Source organism: Idiomarina sp. UBA4206, from assembly GCF_002383015.1.
Classification (GTDB): Bacteria; Pseudomonadota; Gammaproteobacteria; order Enterobacterales; family Alteromonadaceae; genus Idiomarina; species Idiomarina abyssalis.
Map to the genome: position 1 here is coordinate 21,743 of NZ_DFTS01000027.1, position 3,382 is coordinate 25,124.

A 3,382-nucleotide genomic window follows, 5' to 3' on the forward strand; every position below is an offset into this window, starting at 1 on the left:
GCCCAAAGGTGTCCTGCTCAGAAAAGTAGTCTCCTGCCGCTACCGTGGCGGAACGCAGAATATCAGCCATAGGTATACCCGCTTCTGACATCAGACGTATTTCGTGGTGTACCGAATAACCCGGAACACTGAACAACTGTGGCGCGTCGGTTCCAAAAATAATTTCCGCGCCGCCTTCGTGCAGAGCGTGTAATAGCTTTTGACGATTTTCCTGCTGCACTTGTGCTTGTTCCTGATTGAAGTAGCTGCTGGGGTTATTGTAGTAGTTTAGCCAGCCTTCCCGAACAGCCGTTGGTACCAACTGAATTTCCGGGTAGTCTTTCAGTTTGTCGGGATCAGCCGCACCGATCAGGGTTTTCCATAAGGCCTGGGTGGGGACTACCGCAACGTCGTGCTCCAGTGTCATAGCCACCAGCAAATCAAGTTCGTCCTGCGTTATTTCTCTGTTCATGGCATCAACGTAAGCCAGGTAACCGTCCAGGTGATCAATGGTTCTCTGGCCTGCTTCCATGGCTCGTTTTAATCCGACTTCTGCCGGCACATGTCCGGCAAAGTCCATGTCCGCCTGTCGAGCCGTGCTTGCCATGGCCTCATATTCTTCAGGGGTTAACCCCGGATGCACTTTGAGTAAATCCCACCCTTCATCGCGTTGTGCAATAACCCGCTCCGTAACCTGTTCAACCGACTCTATGGTATTGCCACTGAAGCTGGGCCCGGCCAAATATAACGTTGGACCCAGGCGCTTACCCGATTCAATGTCTGATTTCAGCTGCAGCTGGTGCGGATAGCCCAGCATGCCACGCACCGTTGTTACGCCATTGGCAATGTACAAAAACAACATGTCGTCAGCGTAGCGTTTAGGGAAGTCACCAAAGTCTGTTGCCGGCGGCACATGACCGTGCATTTCTGCCATGCCCGGTAAAACGTATTGCCCTTGGGCATCAATTATTTGCGTGTTGTCATCAAAAGCCGGGGCTTCAGCATCGGAAAATACGCCACTGATGTAGCCGTCACTCACCACCAGTGTTTGTTGGTCGATGACATTGGGCTCGCCTTTAAGCCAGTCAACAAGGGTGACATTCTTAATGACGTAGTCCGCGCTGCGAGTCTCATTACTCTGAGGTTCTTCGGCGTTGTTACAAGCCGATAAAAATAAGGCCGCAACTGCTGCGGCCAGAAGGTGAGTCAATTTCATGTTGGTTGCCTCCGGCGTAAAATCTGCCTTTAGCCTAGCGCAAGCTTACAATAAAGCCCAGCGGATAAGGCCGCCAACTAAAGTGACAGCCAGCACACCCAGACACCACAGTCCGACAAACCACAACCATTTTTTAAATACAGGCTTCATCAGTCGTGATATCCACTGTCTGAATCCACCTTGCCGCGGAACACCCAGTAGGTATAACCGGTGTAAGGAAAGATAATAGGCAGAAGTACCACAGCACCAATAAGTAAAAACTTCAGGCTATTATCTGGCGCAGCTGCCTGCCACAAGGTAATGCTGCGCGGAACCAGGTAAGGGAAAATACTGACCGCAAACCCGGCAAAAGACAAAAGAAACAGTCCCAGGCCCCACAAATAGGGTCTGCCTTCCTGCTTTTTATGCAGCGAGCGCAGTAACCCAAGCGTAATGCCTACCAGCAGAATTGGTAGCACCCACAAGCCAACCGAGGCCGGATAAGTAAACCAACGTTCCGCAATAAATGGGTCTACATATGGCAAATAAAGACTCACAAAAGCAATGCAGGCTACCAATAGAAGAGCGCTGTACCAGCCCGCCCTATAGCTTTGGCGTTGCAAGTCACCGTTTGTTTTCATCACCAGCCAGGTGGCACCCAGCATCATATAACCAATAACCACAGCAACACCGCAGAAAAAGCTAAACGGGGTTAACCAGTCAAACCAGCCTCCGGAATAGGCTCGGTCTGTTACCTGAATACCCTGTAGCATTGCGCCCAGCATAATGCCCTGACTCAAAGCCGCTATCAGCGAACCAACAATAAAGGATAAGTCCCAGATACCTTTTGCTCGTTTGGTTTTAAAACGATACTCAAAAGCCACGCCGCGGAAAATCAGCCCCAGCAGCATAGCAATAACCGGCATATAAAGTGCCGGCATGAGCACCGAATAGGCCAGCGGGAACACCGCCAGCAAACCACCACCGCCTAGTACCAGCCAGGTCTCATTTCCATCCCAGACTGGCGCCACGGTGTTCATCATTACGTCGCGATCTTCTTCCTTTTTAAACCAGGGGAAAAGCAGTGCAATTCCCAGGTCAAAGCCGTCCAGCGCAACATAAGCAAATACGGCGACCGAAATTAATATTGCCCAAATCAGTGCGTAATCCATAGCTTAGGCCTCCTCATCGTAAATGCGCTCAGCCGCCATTGTCGGCTTATGTTTGGCATACTCGGGAATCGTCACTTTTGCAGGATCCGCTGCCATTTTGCGCAGAATATAGAACGTACCGGCACCAAAAACGAGGAAGTAAACCACAATAAAGGCTATCAGGCTGCCTGCGACACCGGCTTTATCAATAGGAGACGCCGCATCGGCGGTTCGTAGCAAGCCCTGAACAACCCAGGGCTGACGCCCCACTTCGGTGACTATCCAGCCAGCAATTACAGCAACAAAACCCATGGGGCCCATAAACAAACTAAAGCGCAGTAGCAGACTGTTGTCATAAAGCTTGCCTCGTAACCGTTGTAAACCGGACCATAACCCCGCCAGTACCATCAATAGCCCTATTCCGACCATGATTCGGAATGACCAAAATACGGTTGCCACTGGTGGCCAGTCTTCGCGCGGAAACTGATCCAGCCCGGTCACTTCGGCATTAATGTCATGCTTCAGAATAAGACTGGCAAGCCCCGGCACCTTCAAGGCGTAGTCCACTTCCGCCGTTTCTTCGTTGGGCAATCCGAATAAATACAGTGGCGCCCGGGCTTCGGTGTCAAAGTGCCCTTCCATTGCAGCTACTTTTGCAGGTTGATATTCCTGAGTATTCAACCCATGGAAGTCGCCGACCAGCACCTGCAATGGCGCAACAATTAACGCCATCCACATGGCCATGGAGAACATTTTGCGTGCGGCAGCGTTGGTTTTGTCTTTTAGCAAATGCCAGGCACCGACTGCACCCACCACAAAAGCCACTGTCAGGTAAGCCGCTAACAACATATGCGCCAGCCGATATGGAAAAGAAGGGTTAAATACCACTTCAAACCAATCGGTCACCACAAATTGACCAACGTCATTCATGGCATAGCCTGCCGGGGTCTGCATCCAGCTGTTTACTGACAGTATCCAGAAAGCGGAGATGGCGGTACCGACTGCAACCATCAAGGTAGCAAAGAAATGCAGCTTTTCACCCACTTTGTTCATGCCG

The 3,382-nt window shown here is 51.0% G+C and carries 3 protein-coding genes; all 3 read right to left on the reverse strand.

The window, feature by feature from the left end; genetic code table 11:
• On the reverse strand, positions 1 to 1,195 hold a 1,195-nt coding region (locus B3180_RS05930; RefSeq protein ID WP_286843517.1), incomplete at its 3' end, for an amidohydrolase family protein.
• 149 nt (positions 1,196 to 1,344) lie between these two features.
• A complete protein-coding gene (gene cydB / locus B3180_RS05935) occupies positions 1,345 to 2,346 on the reverse strand; it encodes a cytochrome d ubiquinol oxidase subunit II (protein ID WP_286843519.1) in 1,002 nt (333 codons plus the stop codon).
• A 3-nt stretch (positions 2,347 to 2,349) separates the two neighbouring features.
• A partial coding sequence (locus B3180_RS05940; protein ID WP_286843521.1) for a cytochrome ubiquinol oxidase subunit I occupies positions 2,350 to 3,382 on the reverse strand: 1,033 nt, incomplete at its 5' end.

What these genes read in the sequence shown, in the direction of transcription:
- cydB (WP_286843519.1), bottom strand. Translation starts at nt 2,346, where the DNA reads ATGGATTACGCACTGATTTGGGCAATATTAATTTCGGTCGCCGTATTT.